The organism is Vibrio sp. ED004 (assembly GCF_023206395.1).
Lineage (GTDB): Bacteria > Pseudomonadota > Gammaproteobacteria > Enterobacterales > Vibrionaceae > Vibrio.
Genome location: NZ_CP066149.1, coordinates 3,759,213 through 3,775,146, shown reverse-complemented (window position 1 = coordinate 3,775,146; position 15,934 = coordinate 3,759,213). Strand labels below are relative to the sequence as shown.

At 43.8% G+C, this 15,934-nt stretch carries 16 protein-coding genes; 7 read left to right on the top strand and 9 right to left on the bottom strand.

Going from position 1 to position 15,934, the window contains the following annotated elements:
- Positions 1–29 precede the first annotated feature (29 nt).
- Positions 30–980, top strand: coding sequence for a universal stress protein UspE (gene uspE / locus ITG10_RS17260; protein ID WP_017632475.1), 951 nt, complete (start codon positions 30–32; stop codon positions 978–980).
- Between the two features lie 121 nt (positions 981–1,101).
- Here the strand turns inward: uspE and ttcA are convergent, their stop codons facing one another.
- From ttcA to ITG10_RS17240, 4 genes are all read right to left on the bottom strand, one after another.
- Positions 1,102–1,995 carry a tRNA 2-thiocytidine(32) synthetase TtcA gene (gene ttcA, locus ITG10_RS17255; protein ID WP_017632476.1) on the bottom strand — a complete coding sequence of 298 codons (894 nt, stop codon included), beginning with the start codon at positions 1,993–1,995 and terminating at the stop codon, positions 1,102–1,104.
- A 311-nt stretch (positions 1,996–2,306) separates the two neighbouring features.
- Positions 2,307–2,957, bottom strand: a complete 651-nt coding sequence (locus ITG10_RS17250) for a DUF2987 domain-containing protein (RefSeq protein WP_017632477.1) — start codon at positions 2,955–2,957, stop codon at positions 2,307–2,309.
- Positions 2,958–3,077: 120 nt separating this feature from the next.
- Positions 3,078–3,929, bottom strand: a complete 852-nt coding sequence (locus ITG10_RS17245) for a glucosaminidase domain-containing protein (protein WP_017632478.1) — start codon at positions 3,927–3,929, stop codon at positions 3,078–3,080.
- Complete coding sequence (locus ITG10_RS17240; protein WP_017632479.1) at positions 3,922–4,737, bottom strand: hypothetical protein; 816 nt, start codon at positions 4,735–4,737, stop codon at positions 3,922–3,924. Before ITG10_RS17240 ends, ITG10_RS17245 begins: the two co-directional genes overlap by 8 nt.
- Before the next feature lie 329 nt (positions 4,738–5,066).
- On the opposite strand from ITG10_RS17240, the gene potA reads away from it, so the two are divergent.
- From potA to ITG10_RS17210, 6 genes are all read left to right on the top strand, one after another.
- Complete coding sequence (potA, locus tag ITG10_RS17235; RefSeq protein WP_017632480.1) at positions 5,067–6,182, top strand: spermidine/putrescine ABC transporter ATP-binding protein PotA; 1,116 nt, start codon at positions 5,067–5,069, stop codon at positions 6,180–6,182.
- A complete protein-coding gene (gene potB, locus ITG10_RS17230) occupies positions 6,166–7,023 on the top strand; it encodes a spermidine/putrescine ABC transporter permease PotB (RefSeq protein WP_017632481.1) in 858 nt (285 codons plus the stop codon). The genes potA and potB overlap by 17 nt, the downstream gene beginning before the upstream one ends.
- Positions 7,023–7,793 carry a spermidine/putrescine ABC transporter permease PotC gene (gene potC, locus ITG10_RS17225; protein WP_008217945.1) on the top strand — a complete coding sequence of 257 codons (771 nt, stop codon included), beginning with the start codon at positions 7,023–7,025 and terminating at the stop codon, positions 7,791–7,793. The genes potB and potC overlap by 1 nt, the downstream gene beginning before the upstream one ends.
- 147 nt (positions 7,794–7,940) lie before the next feature.
- Positions 7,941–8,975 (top strand): extracellular solute-binding protein, encoded by a 1,035-nt coding sequence (locus tag ITG10_RS17220; protein ID WP_017632482.1) that lies wholly within the window; start codon positions 7,941–7,943, stop codon positions 8,973–8,975.
- 226 nt (positions 8,976–9,201) lie between these two features.
- Entirely contained in the window at positions 9,202–10,239 is a 1,038-nt protein-coding gene (locus ITG10_RS17215; protein ID WP_248386556.1) for an extracellular solute-binding protein, read from the top strand.
- Between the two features lie 85 nt (positions 10,240–10,324).
- On the top strand, positions 10,325–11,125 hold the full coding sequence (locus ITG10_RS17210; RefSeq protein ID WP_026084250.1) for a GGDEF domain-containing protein: 801 nt from the start codon (positions 10,325–10,327) through the stop codon (positions 11,123–11,125).
- A gap of 121 nt (positions 11,126–11,246) precedes the next feature.
- Here the strand turns inward: ITG10_RS17210 and cobB are convergent, their stop codons facing one another.
- From cobB to fdh3B, 5 genes are all read right to left on the bottom strand, one after another.
- On the bottom strand, positions 11,247–11,981 hold the full coding sequence (gene cobB / locus ITG10_RS17205; protein ID WP_017630927.1) for a Sir2 family NAD+-dependent deacetylase: 735 nt from the start codon (positions 11,979–11,981) through the stop codon (positions 11,247–11,249).
- Between the two features lie 257 nt (positions 11,982–12,238).
- Positions 12,239–13,459, bottom strand: a complete 1,221-nt coding sequence (locus ITG10_RS17200; protein ID WP_248386555.1) for an ammonium transporter — start codon at positions 13,457–13,459, stop codon at positions 12,239–12,241.
- Between the two features lie 377 nt (positions 13,460–13,836).
- Positions 13,837–14,253 carry a hypothetical protein gene (locus tag ITG10_RS17195; RefSeq protein WP_017630926.1) on the bottom strand — a complete coding sequence of 139 codons (417 nt, stop codon included), beginning with the start codon at positions 14,251–14,253 and terminating at the stop codon, positions 13,837–13,839.
- Positions 14,237–15,310 (bottom strand): formate dehydrogenase subunit gamma, encoded by a 1,074-nt coding sequence (locus ITG10_RS17190; protein ID WP_248386554.1) that lies wholly within the window; start codon positions 15,308–15,310, stop codon positions 14,237–14,239. Before ITG10_RS17190 ends, ITG10_RS17195 begins: the two co-directional genes overlap by 17 nt.
- A gap of 13 nt (positions 15,311–15,323) precedes the next feature.
- A complete protein-coding gene (fdh3B, locus tag ITG10_RS17185) occupies positions 15,324–15,932 on the bottom strand; it encodes a formate dehydrogenase FDH3 subunit beta (RefSeq protein WP_004742271.1) in 609 nt (202 codons plus the stop codon).
- Positions 15,933–15,934: the final 2 nt, after the last annotated feature.

Sequence of the window (15,934 nt, the reverse complement as noted above, 5' to 3'; positions counted from 1 at the left end):
TATGTTCGGTCTGAAAAGTAGGCTTAGTTATGAGTATCTATAACAAAATTTTAGTTGTCGCAGACATTAATCACGATGAGCAACCTGCTCTAGTTCGTGCTATCCAACTTGCTAAGAAAAGCACCTCAACAAGCCACATCACTTTCTTCTTGTCGATATACGACTTCTCGTATGAAATGACGTCTATGCTCTCTGTCGATGAGAGAGACGCAATGCGTAAAGGTGTGATTCACCAGCGTGAAATCTGGATGAACAAAGTCGCAGAACCTTACCTTGATGATTCCATCGAATTTAACGTTCAAGTGGTTTGGCATAATCGCCCGTACGAAGCGATCATTGCTGAGATCTACAGTGGTGGACACGACATCTTGATTAAAGGGACGCGTAAGCATGACACCTTAGAATCCGTCATCTTCACACCAACTGATTGGCACCTGTTGAGAAAGTGCCCTAGCCCTGTGCTACTGGTTAAAAATGATTTCTGGCCTGATAACGCGAAGATCTTTGCTTCGGTTCACGTAGGCTCAGAGACAGAAGCTCACCTAGAACTTAACGATACGATGGTTGATAGATTACTTGAAATCACAGGTCGTTTGGATGCTGAACCACTCTTGGTTAACGCTTATCCTGTGACACCGGCGAATATCACTATCGAACTGCCTGAGTTTGACCCAACGTCTTACACTGACGCCGTTCGTGGTCATCACTTAACAGCAATGAAGGCACTACGCCAGAAACACGGTATGTGTGAAGAGCAAACTGTTGTTGAGCAAGGCTTACCAGAAGATGTGATTCCACGCGTCGCGTCTGAAAATAACGCTGCTATGGTAATTCTAGGTACAACGGGTCGTACTGGCTTGTCTGCCGTGTTTATTGGTAATACCGCAGAACATGTGATCGATAAGATTAACTGTGACGTGTTGGCTCTTAAGCCATCTGGTTACGTTAGCCCGTTAGACCCTAACCTTTCGAAAGGTTAAGCCGTTTAAGCCCTGAACTTCACGACAAGTTCATCTCATAAAAAAACGCCTCAAGCAGTGCTTGAGGCGTTTTTGTTTGTCTTTTGCGAGTGTGTCTATCACTCTACATCGAATATTCTTATTATACGTTCGTCACGTCGATGAACATTGACTCATCGATGTTAGAAGATGAGATCTCAGCTTCTTGGAATTCGTACTCTTCACGTTCACCGCTGCGGTCTAGTGGAAGGTTCACGAAATCAAACAGTTCGCGGTCAGCCAGTTGGCTTGGGCTTACGTTCTGAATTGATTTGAAGATTTTCTCAACACGACCCGGTGTTTTCTTGTCCCAATCAATCAGCATCGCTTTGATGTTCTGACGTTGTAGGTTCTCTTGTGAACCACATAGGTTACAAGGAATGATTGGGAATTCTTTGTGTTCTGCGTATTTGATTAGATCCGTTTCACGACAGTAAGTCAGTGGACGAATAACAACGTTACGACCATCATCAGAGCGAAGCTTTGGTGGCATTGCCTTTAGACGTGCACCGTGGAACATGTTCAGGAACATAGTTTCAACGATGTCATCAAGGTGGTGACCAAGTGCGATCTTAGTTGCACCAATCTTTTCAGCGAACGAGTACAAAGTACCACGACGCAGACGAGAACATAGGCCACACGTTGTTTTGCCTTCTGGCACCTTCTCTTTAACGACTGAGTATGTGTCTTTGTCTACGATGTAGTAAGGAATGTTCAGCGTTTCAAAGTATTCAGGAAGAATGTGCTCAGGGAACCCAGGTTGTTTTTGATCTAGGTTTACCGCTACAACATCAAACTTAATAGGTGCTGCTTCACGTAAACGTAGCAAAATGTCTAGCATCGCAAATGAATCTTTACCGCCACTAATACATGCCATTACTACGTCATTCTCTTCGATCATGTTGTAGTCGATGATGGCATTTCCAACATTTCTTCTCAGACGTTTCTGAAGTTTGTTGAATTCAAGTGTTTCTTTTCTATTATCGTTTTGGTTCATTGCGACTCTCACACCGTCGTATTACCGACTGTAGATTGCTAGTGGGACTGTTTTAGGGCGTGGATTATACGGATTTTTATTTCAGGTTGAAATAGTAACGGCAGGATAAACAAGGCGAGTAATAGAAAGATTCGGTTTTATCTTGCGATAAGGGCTGTGATTTTTCGAGAAGCTATAGGATTTTGAGATAAATTGGCATTCACAAATGCGAATCACATTGTTGGTAGAAAAAGAAAAGCAGCCTATTCCTGCAAGGTTCGGCTGCTCTTCATTGTGCTGTTTAAGCTCTAGTGATAAGTGTTCGGCAAACTCTATTGCGCAGGAATGTAAGGTAATACGCGAATAGTGGGTTCCGGTAACGTGATGCTGTCACTTCCATTCAGTTCTTCTAGGGTGAACTTCGCACGCCCTTGTGTGATTGGGATTTGCTTACCGTTAGACAGCGCGATGTTACCTTCAAGCTTGTTATCAAATTCCAAGGTTAACCCTTCAACATCCGGCGTGAACCAACTAGAGAACATGCCGCTGACGTCTTCTAACATCGCTTGCATTTGCGGTAATAGGCTTTCCAGCTGCGTTACCTCAACTGTTCCTGCTAAAGGCTCTTGTGTCATGACAACCAAAGAATACGCACACTCTTGTTCTTGAGTTTGAACAAAGATAAGCGGGTTTGCTGAACGAAGGTTTTGATCGACAGGTAAAAGTAGCTCATGTGTTGGAGATACTTTTAGCTCTTCGTAGTGCTCTTCTTTTTCCATCCACGCTTTGCTGATGTGGCAGATGGTTTGAGCTTGCTGATCCACAAAGAAGACTGCAACTTTGACGTCATCGTGCCCTTCTTTGGTATTGTTTTTAAGTTGTGTATAGAGCTTAGAATACGTGAACATGTATTCTTGCGCTGCAGCGGGTAAAGAGACCCCAAGACTTAGTGAGGCTAATAAAGCGAGTGCTGTCTTTTTCATTATTATAATCTTGTTGAAGTTGAGCGTTTATAAATAGAAAGAGCAGCCATGAGCTGCTCTTTATGTAATGCCGATTGGTTTAGCCTACTATGAAAGGCAACCAACTGATATCAAATCGAGTTACTTTTTCCAGTATACCTCGTTGTGACGGATCATAGCTTGTAAATCAGTCACATAGTCTGAACCTCGCTCAGAATATTTTAGCAACCCATTGGTAAGCTCTGTAGCGGTGCTCGTCGTAAGCAAATCATTACCTTGTGCCGCAAGTTTGGCGCGGATTGCTCTTAAATCAGCATAAGCACGATTTCGGTTCAGGTTCATGAAGTAACGGTGCACAGACTCTTGGCTTGAAGAGAATGTTGCCACTTCATGAGAGCTACCTTCGTTACGTTGTAGCGGAACAAGACCACAACCCTTGGTGTAACACCAGTGCCCGAAATAGTTGTTCGCTTGGGTCGCAAAGCGCGATGTACCCCAAGCCGACTCATTGGCCGCCTGAGTTAATACAAGCGCTTCAGGTAGCACATTTACACGGTTCAGTATCTCTGTAAGCCAAGCTTGCTCTAAGCCTGACGAAGGCACAGGCAAGCTGTACAACTTCCCTAGCCTTTTTGCGTATGACACATCTTCCGAGTCAATGTTCGAAATGCCAGCGTCAGAAACCTTAGTCAAAAACGCACGCTCTTTAGTGATGCGTTTGTTTTCGATATTGATACTTGGACGTAAATACGAAAAGAAGGAGTCTTTTTTCTCGTTTACATCTTCAATGGCAGCAAAGTTCGGTGTATTTGAAGCCACGGTTAAGTTGCCGAACTGCTGTTCAGAATCTTGGCTTGTCTTATTTGCACGACGTCGCTCTTCTTCTTGCTGGTAAAGAAGTGGCCCAACTAATGAGATCGAGCCAACAAGGGCAAGTGCCGTCACTTTTAGTGCAAGAGATTTACTTGAGCTTGCTTGAACGTTATTACGCATCGAATACCTGCGGGTTTTTATTGTTATCGTCGTTATTATCGTCATCACTCTTCGGGTGCTCAGAAGCAATCACCTTAAGTTTGATGCCAAACATTTCGCGGTAAAGAATCCCTTTCACATGGAAGAAGAAAGGCAAAACGAAGATCAGGCCAATGCCGTACATCATTGCAGCGACGATGAACATCAACATAATGAGCAAGTAGATAGATGCAACGGTGAAGATTTTCTTATTCACAGCACGTAATGAAAGCAGCAGCGATTGCATTGGCGGCACTTTCTTGTCACAAATCAGCAGAATTGAATGGCTGAACGCAAGCGAGAAGTAAATCGACAAGAACGGCAGAATCATACCCGCGATGCCTTGCAGCATTAGGCTAAACAGAGTCACCAGAATAACAGGAACCGTGAACTGCAAACCTTTACCAATATGACGCACTTTAGTTTGTAGGCCAGCGGCGTGGCTCATCGCCATCAAACAGATGCCTGCATAGATAGGTGCGCTGATCACTTCATAGCTGAAGTTGGCAATAAAAATGGATTCAACGATTTGTGGCGTAAACGCCTCTGGATCGATAACCGCATCTAAGATAACCGCAGGGTCACCGAGTTGCAGTTTTAGTGCGATATAAAAGATAGCCAGTTGCACGATCATCAGAGCAACAATCGCAGGGGAAAACGAAAGAAAGTGACTTATCGTATGTTTCCAAGCTTCTTGGAATACAGCCGTTGCTTTGAGCTCATAATCGCCGGAAAGTGCACGGTTGATACTACCGCCCAAATTAAAATCTTTTTCGATGTCGTTGTTCATATTGATACCTAGGTGCGCCAATTAAACTAAGCGACCTAACTTATTGATAAAAAATTACCTTCATTATACTCATATGTCGGATACAAACTAAAATATGAATCTGTAACAAGGCTTGCTTTTGCGTCTTAATGGTTAATAATTAGACACTTGTCGGGGTGTAAACCCAGTAAATAACAGTATGGTAAAGGATGTTTACTTTTACCTGCGAAATTTTTTATCTTCGAAAGGTAAAAAATGCTTTGAATTCACGTTTTTGGTGATTATGATGCGCGCCTTAAAGGTGTATAGCAACAGGTCTCAAATAGAACCAAGGTGGAGAAAAACAGACGTTGAACGCTAAAAAATCAGTAGGAAAGCCAGTAGTACAGCTAACTGGCATTAGTAAAAGTTTCGATGGTAAGGAAGTCATCGGCAATCTTGATTTAAACGTAAATCATGGTGAGTTTCTCACGATTTTAGGCCCATCAGGTTGTGGTAAAACAACCGTACTAAGAATGATTGCGGGTTTTGAAACAGCAGATAGTGGTCAAATACTATTAGCTGAACAGAACGTAACCCAAGTTCCTGCTGAACAAAGGCATGTAAACACTGTATTCCAAAGCTATGCCCTATTCCCGCATATGACCGTTTTCGACAATGTGGCATTTGGCTTACGCATGCAGAAAGTACCAAGCAGCGAGATTGAACCTCGTGTAATGGATGCTTTAAAAATGGTGCGCCTAGAACAAATGGCACAGCGAAAACCACACCAGCTATCTGGTGGCCAACAGCAACGTATCGCAATCGCTCGTGCTGTCGTTAATAAGCCAAAAGTTCTTCTATTGGATGAATCTCTATCTGCTCTTGATTACAAGTTACGTAAACAGATGCAAATCGAGCTCAAACAATTACAACGCCAACTTGGAATCACGTTCATTTTTGTAACGCATGACCAAGAAGAAGCGCTGTCTATGTCTGACCGCATTATTGTTATGCGTGATGGCGTGATTGAACAAGATGGTACGCCAAGAGAGATCTACGAAGAGCCTAAGAATCTGTTTGTAGCTCGCTTCATTGGTGAAATTAACGTATTCGAAGCGACAGCGAAATCTCGTTTAGATGAAAAACGCATTGTTGCGACAATCGAAGGTGAAGAGTCAGTTATCTATTACGATAAAGACGTAACACCGGGTCAAAAACTGCAAGTATTGCTTCGCCCTGAAGATCTTCGAATTGAAGAAATCAAAGAGTCTGAGCAACGCGGTATTGTTGGCCACATTGTCGAGCGAACCTATAAAGGCATGACATTGGATTCAGTGGTAGAACTTGAATCTGGTATGCGTGTCATGGTTAGCGAATTCTTCAACGAAGATGACCCTGATGTTGATCACTCACTGGGCCAAAAAGTTGCAGTAACTTGGGTTGAGAGCTGGGAAGTGGTATTAGAAGATGAGCAAGAAGTTTAATTTACAAAACGCGATTGTTGCTTTAATCACAGGTTGGTTAGTGCTGTTCGTGATGATTCCAAATATCATGATCATCGGTACTAGCTTCTTAACTCGTGACGAAGCGAACTTGATCGAGATGACCTTCACTCTCGATAACTACGTGCGTTTGGCTGACCCGCTGTATTTTAAAGTGCTGATGCACTCTTTCTATATGGCGATTGTCGCAACCCTACTTTGTTTAATCATTGGTTACCCGTTCGCTTACATCGTGGCAAAAATGCCGGCGAAATGGCGTCCAATCATGTTGTTCCTAGTGATTGTGCCATTCTGGACGAACTCTTTGATCCGTACTTACGGACTAAAAGTGGTGCTGGGTACTCAAGGTGTGTTGAACAAAGGCTTGTTAGCACTAGACATTATCGATAAGCCGCTACGTATCATGTACTCAGAAACAGCAGTAATGATTGGTTTGGTGTATATCCTACTGCCGTTCATGATTCTGCCGTTGTATTCAGCGATTGAAAAACTGGATGATACGTATTTAGAAGCCGCGAAAGATTTAGGTGCGAACAAACTGCAAACGCTATTGAAAGTGGTACTACCCCTAACGATGCCTGGCATCATCGGTGGTTGTTTATTAGTACTTCTTCCTGCGTTAGGCATGTTCTACATCTCTGACCTATTGGGCGGCGCTAAGAACCTATTGATTGGTAACGTGATTAAGAGCCAAGTGCTCAACGCTCGAGACTGGCCGTTTGGCGCAGCAACGAGTATCGCACTGACCATGGCAATGGCTGTGATGCTATATGCCTACTACCGAGCAGGTAAGCTATTGAACAAGAAAGTGGAGCTAGACTAATGGGTCGCACAGTTAAGTTCAGCTTTATGGCGCTGGTATACGCTTTTCTATACCTACCTATTATCGTATTGATTGCGAACTCATTTAATGCCAACAAGTTTGGTATGAAATGGGGTGGCTTCACCACTAAGTGGTATGACGCGCTGATTAACAACGACAGCCTAATGCAGGCTGCGTGGCACTCGATTAACGTCGCGGTGTTCTCAGCAACAGCTGCAACGATCGTCGGAAGCCTGACAGCAGTAGCCCTATTCCGTTACCAATTCAAAGGTAAAGGCGTAGTCAATGGCATGCTGTTCATCGTAATGATGTCACCAGATATCGTAATGGCGATTTCGCTTCTTGCGCTATTCTTGGTAATGGGGGTGCAACTTGGGTTCTTTACCCTACTTGCAGCGCACATTACGTTCTGTCTGCCGTTTGTTGTTGTAACGGTCTACAGTCGCTTGAATGGCTTTGATGTGAAGATGCTAGAAGCAGCAAAAGATTTAGGTGCAAGCGAGTGGACGATTCTAAAACAGATCATCCTTCCTCTTGCTAAGCCAGCGGTAGCTGCGGGTTGGTTATTGAGCTTCACTCTGTCTTTGGACGACGTGATCATCAGCTCTTTCGTAACGGGCCCAACGTATGAAATCTTGCCACTGAAGATTTACTCAATGGTTAAAGTGGGTATCTCTCCTGAGGTAAACGCCCTAGCAACTGTGATGTTAGTGGTGTCGTTAGTTCTGGTGATTATTTCTCAGTTACTAGCGAGAGAGAAGATCAAGTAAGTCTCCTAGTCTATACAGAGATGAACTTGATAAGAAGTTAACAAACTTCATGTTCTACAAAGTGTTAATCATAAACAGAATGGTAAATTGCCATTCTGTTTTTCTATCTACTGCCTTAGGGCAACGTTTAGTTTGGAGCTAACGTCAATGAAAAAATGGGCTACTCTATTAGCTGGTAGTGCATGTGCGCTTTCAATGTTATCTGCACCGTCTTTTGCAAAAGATAACAAAGAATTGGTATTCATGAACTGGGGACCTTACATCAACAGTGAGATTCTAGAACAGTTCACTGATGAAACTGGTATTAAGGTTATCTACTCGACTTACGAGTCGAACGAAACCTTGTACGCAAAGCTAAAAACACACAACAAAGGCTACGACCTAGTTGTGCCGTCGACTTACTTCGTATCTAAGATGCGTGACGAAGGTATGCTTCAAAAGATCGACAAAACTAAGCTGAACAACTTTAAAAATCTAGATACCAACTACCTAGATAAGCCGTACGACCCAAATAACGACTACTCTATCCCACACGTAGTTGCTATTACTGGTTTGGCTGTTAACACAGACATGTACGACCCAGAAGATTTCCAAAGCTGGGCTGACCTATGGAAGCCTGAGCTTGAAGGTCAACTGATGATGATGGACGACACTCGTGAAGTGTTCCACATCGCACTGCGTAAACTAGGTTACTCAGGTAACACAACCAACGAGAAAGAGATCGACGAAGCTTACGCTGAACTGCAAAAGCTAATGCCGAACGTTCTTGTGTTCAACTCAGACAACCCAGGCGCGCCTTACATGTCTGGTGAAGTTGGTCTTGGTATGCTTTGGAACGGTTCTGCTGCTGCAGCGCAAAACGAAGGTTTACCTATTAAACTGGTTTTCCCTAAAGAAGGTGGCATCGGGTGGGTTGATAACTTTGCAATCAGCTCTGGCGCGGTAAACGTAGAAGCGGCTCATAAGATGATCGACTTCCTACTTCGCCCTGAAATTGCTGAGCAAATCTCTCGTGACACTGGCTACCTAACGGCAGTTAAAGCGTCTAACGAGAAGTTTAAAGACAGCCCTGCTCTGTTCCCATCTCAAGAAGACCTTGATCGTGTTGAATGGCAAGCTGCGGTTGGCGATAAGACAGTGAAGTACGAAGATTACTTCATGAAGCTTAAAGCCGGTCAGTAAGCGAGTTCGTTATCTAGTTGCTCTGGTCACCAGCTGCTAATAAGTCATTGGTTTACTTAACAAGGCTATCTAGATAATCAACAAGTTAAAAATAAGAATATCAATGAATAGGCAGCTTAGGCTGCCTATTTTGTTATATCGCTGCTATAATCTAGCGCGATTTTAAAAATCCTTTTACTTTGGGTTCACTACCCAGCTCCAAATCAAACAAATGAACGGAACAGTAATGAAAAAAACACTGTATACCGGCGCATTGTGTGCTGCTACTTTACTTTCTACACCCTCTTTCGCAGCTGACCAAGAACTGTATTTTTACAACTGGTCTGAATATATTCCAAATGAAGTACTAGAAGACTTCACAGAAGAGACTGGCATTAAAGTCTACTACTCAACTTATGAGTCTAACGAAAGCATGTACGCTAAGTTAAAAACTCAAGGTACGGGTTACGACTTAGTGGTTCCTTCTACTTACTTCGTTTCTAAGATGCGTAAAGAAGGCATGCTTCAAGAGCTTGATAAAACTAAGCTAAGCCACTTTGCTGATTTGGATCCAAATTACTTAGATAAGCCATTTGACCCAAGCAACAACTACTCGATCCCTTACATCTGGGGCGCAACGGGTATTGGTATCAACTCAGATATGCTAGACAAGTCTTCAGTGAAAAACTGGGGCGATCTGTGGGATACACAGTGGGAAGGTCAATTGATGATGATGGATGACTCTCGTGAGGTTTTCCACATTGCACTTTCTAAACTGGGTTATTCTCCAAACACAACCAACCCAAAAGAAATCAAAGAAGCGTACGAAGAACTTCGTAAGCTAATGCCAAACGTATTGGTATTTAACTCAGATTTCCCAGCGAACCCTTACCTAGCGGGTGAAGTGTCTCTTGGTATGCTTTGGAATGGCTCTGCTTACATGGCACGCCAAGAAGGCGCAACGATTGACATTATCTGGCCAGAAAAAGGCGCTATCTTCTGGATGGACAGCCTAGCAATTCCTTCAGGTGCTAAGAACATCGAAGCGGCTCATAAGATGATCGACTTCCTTCTTCGTCCAGAGAACGCAGCTAAGATTGCTCTAGAGATCGGATACCCGACGCCAGTTAAAACGGCTTACCCTCTTCTTCCAAAAGAATTTGCTGAAGATAAGAACGTTTTCCCACCACAATCAGTGATGGATAACGGTGTTTGGCAAGATGAAGTTGGTGAAGCGAGCGTTATTTATGACGAGTACTTCCAAAAACTTAAAGTAAACAACTAGATTGTTACTGACAGGTTAATAAAGCGGCGTAAGCCGCTTTATTTTTATCATATACTTTATATACGATGGCATTAAACAATATGGAGTGCGTTATAATATGCCAGCGAACCCTATACTATTGGTTGTGACTCTAATGCTGCTTGCGTCATTCTTGATGCTTGGCCTGAGTTCATTCATCCATATAGACTCTAATTACGACCTGTTTTTCGAAACGAACACGCTGGTGATCACCGTGTATATCTACTACGTTGCTCGTCACGCTATTCGCCCTCATAAAATCCTTCGCTGCGGCGCGCTGCTTCTTATATTCAATCTATTCTATGATGTGACCACAGAGCTGAAACATCTCGATGAATGGGCAGACAGAAATGAATTGCTCGATACCTTTCTTGAAGATGGTTTACTGCAGATCGCTTTTCTACTTATCGCCTACGGTATTATCGAACTTACGACTCAACTGAAAGATCAAAGTAAGCAAGATGAGCTAACAGGTTTGTACAACCGTAAGAAGTTCGATGCCATCAAACTCAAAGAATTCGAGCTTATCTATTTCGACTTAGACGGCTTAAAAACGGTGAATGACCGCAAAGGCCATAAAGTTGGAGATCTGATGATCGTTCGCTTTTCTCAAGCCTTAAGCCAATCAGTATTAGAAGATGAAATGGTGTTCCGTGTCGGTGGTGACGAGTTTGTTGCGACGGCACAACTAGGTCGTGGTGGTGAATTCGTCAGCCAAGTCAGCAACCTACTCCATGGTGAAAATATTTCTTTCTCTTACGGCATAGAAGTTACTTGTCAGGAGAACTTTCAACAGGCGCTGGATAAATCAGATAAGGCGATGTATGAAATGAAAAAAGCGCAGCGTTCTATTCCAACAGGTTCTTAAATCTCTTAAATAAAAAATGGCTTCACGAACAAAAAAGTAAACACTTATCTAACGTGCTGAGTGGCCATTAGATACGTATTTGCTTTTCGTTGCTGTTACTTTTTAGAGACGAATACCTTTATTAAGCCGTTAACGATCCTTTCTCACTACAAAGAAGCTCACCGACTAGCTTGGGTACTTCGATGCTCGCTTTACCGTAACGCTTCTCTTCAAATTCGCTCTCTACCGCGCTTGGCTCAAGGTTGATTTCTATCGTATGTGCGCCATGCATTTTCGCGTCATGCACAAACCCAGCTGCTGGATACACCACGCCTGATGTACCGATTGAGATAAACAGATCGGCCTCTTCTAGTGCGGAATAAATATCGCCCATTCTCAGTGGCATTTCACCAAACCAAACAATGTGTGGCCGCATTTGCGCGGGAATCTGACAACAGTGGCAAAGCTCGCCTGTCTCGATGTTCTCTTTATGGTCGATAACCTGATTCGACTCGCTACAACGTGCTTTAAGCAGTTCACCATGCATGTGGATGATATTGTTGCTACCGCCTCTCTCATGCAGGTTGTCGATGTTTTGAGTAATGATGGTAACTTTGCCATCAAGCTTGTCTTCAAGCTCTCCTAGCGCCTTGTGGGCTGAATTTGGCTGAATGTTCTCGCTTTGCAGGCCGTGACGACGCTTGTTGTAAAACGCTTGTACCAAATCAGGATCTTTTGCAAAGCCTTCAGGTGTCGCGACATCTTCGATTTTATGGTTTTCCCATAATCCGTCTTGTGCTCGGAATGTTTGAATCCCCGACTCTGCAGAGATACCAGCGCCAGTAAGAATTACGATATTTCGATATGGGAAATGCATATAACGTCCTTTTAGATATGTCACTTTGTAACAGCTTAGCACTGTTCAAATTCCAACAATAGTTTTAGGGATTAGACCATAGTCTTAGGCAACTGAATTCATTGGCTATTTGTGACATAACTCGCTTGATAGCTGTGACCGTTCTTACTCAAACTCTCAGTTTTACTTTTGACAGAAACAAAAAAAGCGACCGAAGCCGCTTAGTTTTGTTTAACTGTTATGTACTTGATGAGCTTTAACTCATCAAGTGAACGATATTAGTCTTCGTTGATAGAAGAGATCTTATGGATTGAAAGATCCGCACCGTTGAACTCATCTTCTTCACTCAAACGTAGGCCTGTTAGCTTGCTGAGCATGCCATAAACAATCAAAGCGCCAATTAAAGCAACAGCAATACCCGCCAGTGTCCCAACCACTTGAGAAGCAAAGCTTACACCACCTAAGCCCCAGAATGTTTGTGAGCCGAAGATACCCGCTGCAATGCCACCCCAAGCGCCACATACGCCGTGTAGAGGCCACACACCCAATACATCATCAATCTGTGTTTTGTTTTGCATGTAAGTGAACAGGTAAACAAACAATGCGCCTGCCGCACCGCCAGTCACTAACGCGCCTAATGGGTGCATTAAGTCTGAACCTGCACAAATCGCTACTAGACCAGCCAAAGGACCATTATGAATAAAGCCTGGGTCATTCTTTCCTGCAACAAGCGCCGCCAGAATACCGCCAACCATTGCCATCAGTGAGTTCATCGCCACTAGGCCGCTGATGCCGTTGATTGCTTGTGCAGACATCACGTTAAAGCCAAACCAACCCACACATAAGATCCAAGAACCTAGTGCTAGGAAAGGAATGTTCGATGGTGCGAAGTTTGTGTGTTTACCTGCGCGGATGCGACCTTTACGCATACCAAGGAAGTAAACCGCAACCAATGCAATCCAACCGCCAACACCATGAACGACCACAGAGCCTGCGAAGTCATGGAACCCATAGCCAAACTGACCTTCTAACCAATCTTGGAAGCCAAAACTACCGTTCCAAATGATGCCTTCGAAAAATGGGTAGATGAAACCGACCGTAAACAGTGTCGCAATCAAAATTGGATAGAAACGTGCACGCTCTGCGATACCACCAGAAACAATCGCAGGAATTGCGGCTGCGAAGGTCATCAGGAAGAAGAACTTAACCAGTTCGTATCCATTACCTTGCGAGAGCGTTTCAGCGTCGGCAAAAAAGTGACCGCCGTAAGCAACCCAATAACCGATAAAGAAGTAAGCGATGGCGGAGACACCAAAGTCGGAAAGGATCTTAACCAGCGCGTTGACTTGGTTCTTCTTTCGCACGGTACCGACTTCGAGAAACGCAAAGCCAGCGTGCATCAGGAAGACCATGATTGCGCCGAGTAATAGGAATAAAGTGTCTGAACTTTGGGTAAGGGTTTGTACTGCACTATGAACTTGAGTCACCGTTTCACTCATTAAAGCATTCTCCTTCGCTTTATCTGATTTGCACTGATATCGTGCGATTCAATGTTGTAATTAATTAAAGACTCAACAGTAAACGCAAGATGTGTTCCAAGTGTGAAGGGTAATTTTCGTGCAACAGATTTTGTTTTTAACTTATTGATTATTAGAGTCTAAATATTTAGGTGCACTTTTATGGTTCTTAAAAGCCAAAAAAATCACAACGACAATTGCACCAAATAAGGGAGTTGCACCATATTGAAGCGGTCAATAAGTAGGTTCTGATGCAGATAGCGGCTGACAACTATTTACGGTTCCGGAGACTTAAAAACAAAAAGCCCAGTGAAATGAATCACTGGGCTTTCTTTAGGTATGTCGTTAACGTATTAGCGTTACAGGTTTGGTCCTGTCGACGGGTTTTGCGGTAGGTTTTGACTTAAACGCTGCATGCCTTGATACATGCGGATAAACCAAACCACAATCGCAACACCGCCGAATAACATGCCTACATACGGGATGTAATAAGCGATGTCATCGATAATATGGTTTTGATACCAGTAATCGTTCACACCGATTAACACGCCATTAGAGGTCGCTACCGTGACGATAAGCACTACAAAGAACGTCAGGTTCAAGAAGAACGAGCGAATCAGGCCGTAGTAATGGGTATCCACTACTTCACCGTCTTCACCTTTATCTAAACGATAGCCCGCGTAGATGATGGCAACCACACCAGAGAGAAGGCAAGTAAATGGCGTAAAGTAGCTTAGTATGTAAGCGACCCAAATACCTTTATGAGGTTTGTTCATTCTTATTCACCCCTTCCGTTTTCTCTGTTGTTGCGTTAGCGCTTTGTTCAACGCCGTTTTTCTCTTGTTCCATCACTTCTTTGTACCAAAGGTCATGGTGCTCTTTAGCCCAAGTCTCATCAACTTCGCCTGTTACCATGCCTTCTAATGCCCCTTCCATACCGAACAAGCCGATGTAGATGTGGAACACGAAACCACAGATAAGGATCAAAGCAGCCAACATGTGGACTAGGTTTGAAAGCTCCATATCTCGACGCGTTTGACCGAAGATTGGGAAGTCTAAAACCAAGCCACTGATCGCAGCCACACTACCCATAACAATCAATAGCCAGAACAGTGCTTTTTCACCTGCGTTCGAAAACTCTGCAGATGGGTGAGAACCTTTATGTTTCCCGACCATACCACCCAGTTTCATGAACCACTGGATATCGACCATCTTGAAGATAGACTTGCGCCACCACTTGATAAGAACAGCCATCAACAGCACATAGAAAATCGGGCCGATGTAGTTATGGTATTGCTTAGCCAGTAGAACGATGAAGCCCCATAGATCCGTTGGGATATAAGGTTTCAAGAAGTGTTTACCGTAAACCAACATCAAACCACTGAACGCCAGTGTTAAGAAGGTAAACGCCATGCTCCAGTGCAATGCGCGATCAAGTCGAGACCAACGTTTGATCTTACGTCCTGTTTTTGGTGCACTTAGCATTAGCGGGCCAATCACAACGTACATCAAAGTCACAAAAGCAATACTGCCAAAGATAGCGACAGCACCGGCTGGTGACATCCACTTCTCTTTCAATATGTACCACGTTTGACCTGGAGTACTGATTAACACACCGTGCTCAGCTGATTGAGATGTGGTGTAACCTTCCTCACCATTTCTTACTTGTCGCCAAAAATCGGCACCAGCAAGCTGTGTGATTTCTCGTTGAGCAGAGCTCGATTGAGTTTGTGATGAGTTCGTCTCAGATGCATGACTCATAGGAGAAAGCATTGTTAGTGCTGCCAACATCGGCAGCACAACAAGGAAGAGACGCTTAAACATTGTAAGCATATGTCTCTCCTACTTAGCTCTTAGTCGCATCGTAAGAAAGGTCGTTGCCGTCTGTCCAACCTGCACCTTTCGCACCACGTTCAACAACACGCTGACGGAAAACATCAGAAACTTTCTCTGCGTCACCCGCTAGCAGTGCTTTAGTTGAACAAAGCGAAGCACACATCGGCAGTTTGCCTTCAGCAATACGGTTCGCACCGTACTTTTGACGCTCTTCAACAGAACCTGGTTCTGTCTCTGGACCGCCAGCACAGAAGGTACATTTGTCCATCTTACCGCGCTCACCAAACGCTTCCTGTTTAGGGAATTGAGGTGCGCCAAACGGACAAGCAAACAAGCAGTAACCACAACCGATACACAGATCTTTATTGTGAAGTACGATGCCGTCTTCTGTATGTTCAAAACAGTCTGCAGGGCAAACTGCCATACATGGCGCATCAGTACAGTGCATACACGCTACTGAGATTGAGTTTTCACCCGGTTCGCCATCGTTCAGTGTGACAACGCGACGACGTTGAATACCCCATTCCAGAGCATCATCATTTTCATTCTTACATGCAGTGACACAACCGTTACATTCGATACAACGCTTGGTGTCACAAAGAAATTTCATTCTAGCCATTT